2 protein-coding genes and 1 pseudogene are annotated in these 1325 nt (G+C 54.2%); all 3 read left to right on the top strand.

The annotated features are described in order from the left end of the window. Positions 1-181: pseudogene (locus ACXJ5O_RS27150) on the top strand (selenide, water dikinase SelD); the annotation flags it as partial. Positions 182-312: 131 nt separating this feature from the next. Then, positions 313-603, top strand: a complete 291-nt coding sequence (locus tag ACXJ5O_RS27155; RefSeq protein WP_457302621.1) for a DUF1236 domain-containing protein — start codon at positions 313-315, stop codon at positions 601-603. A 282-nt stretch (positions 604-885) separates the two neighbouring features. Next, a complete protein-coding gene (locus ACXJ5O_RS27160) occupies positions 886-1221 on the top strand; it encodes a hypothetical protein (RefSeq protein WP_457302622.1) in 336 nt (111 codons plus the stop codon). Positions 1222-1325 lie beyond the last annotated feature (104 nt).

Here is a 1325-nt window from a genome sequence, read left to right on the forward strand (position 1 = left end):
TTTCCCTGTATGGCGGCGGCACCTGCTGACCGATCCCCAGACCTCTGGGGGACTACTGGTTTCCTGCAACCCGAAACGCGCAACGGAATTGCTCCGAGAGATCACCAGTGCGGGCTATCCTGCAGCCCGGATCGTTGGTTCAGTTGAGACGGGCAAGGCTGGATTGCACGTCGTCGCCTGACGATCGCCCGATATTCCCCATCTGAGAAACGAGAGTTCCGCGAAAGCTATCTGGTCTCGCGTTCGGAACCAAATCGCCCATCGTCGATTAGGCATGCTGAAGGGAAGGGTAAATCAAGGGAGAGTAAACCCATGAAACGCATGCTTCTTCTAACCGCTGCATTGATGTTTGCGGGAGCCGGTCAGGTGCTCGCACAAGATACCGTCATCGTGGAAGTGCCCCAGCCGGCGCGGGACTATGTGATCGCCAACCCGTCTGAGGACATCATGATCGATGAGGATGTGGCCGTCGGGACCGCAATCCCCGAGGATGTCGAGCTGGTACCTATACCGGACAGCCCGGACTACAGTTACGTCTATGTAAAGAAGCAGCCGGTCATCGTTTCGACGAAAGATCGAAAAGTTATCTACCTGTCCAATTAATTAAAACTTTGCCGGTCTGACGAATGGGAGAGAAAGCCCGCTACCTTGCGTGGCGGGCTTCGGTATCCTGGCGGCTTGCGCAGCGATGATCCAGGCCAATTGCTGTTACCGACAGAGGGCAAAGAGCCCGGATTCTTCGTCAACATGGATGTCCTGCGGCTTCCGCCAAACAAAAAAGACGGCGAGTTTGCAAGCTCGCCGCCAGTTGGTGAGCCCTGAATATTGGCGGCGTAGCTGCAACAAGGGCTCAGCTGACCTGGAAAATCAGCATCCAAAAAACAAATGAAATCCGGATTGGTTCCCCCTCCGTCTCCTGGCGGACTGAATAAAGCGTTGATCTTTTCATCCTTGGCCAGTGGCTGCGACCAAACCGCTCTATCGGCATTGTTCAGCCCCTGGAAAGTGACGCCAACAGCCACTCAAACCGGAGCAGCAAGCACTGGGACGACAACCAGTAGCAGTGAAGGGCAGACCGCTAAAAAAGATGGTCAGACCATTCCGCTAGCCAACAAGGAAGGTGGCGGCGACCCTAATCTTGCTACATCGCAACAAGACGTTAACGCCCAACAAAAAGGCGATCAAACCGCCATGGCCAAAGCGGAGGAATGCAAGGAATAAACATCTAGGAGGGGAGATCAACGACCTCCCCTCCTTATCAAATTCGGCTTGAAATCCATGATTTCGTAAACCGGATCATTTATTCGCACCTACTAGTACCAGCG

This window comes from Phyllobacterium sp. P5_D12 (assembly GCF_054049495.1).

Excerpts from the sequence above, each read along its gene's own strand:
- ACXJ5O_RS27155 (WP_457302621.1), top strand. The coding sequence starts at position 313 with ATGAAACGCATGCTTCTTCTAACCGCTGCATTGATGTTTGCGGGAGCC.
- ACXJ5O_RS27160 (WP_457302622.1), top strand. The coding sequence starts at position 886 with ATGAAATCCGGATTGGTTCCCCCTCCGTCTCCTGGCGGACTGAATAAA.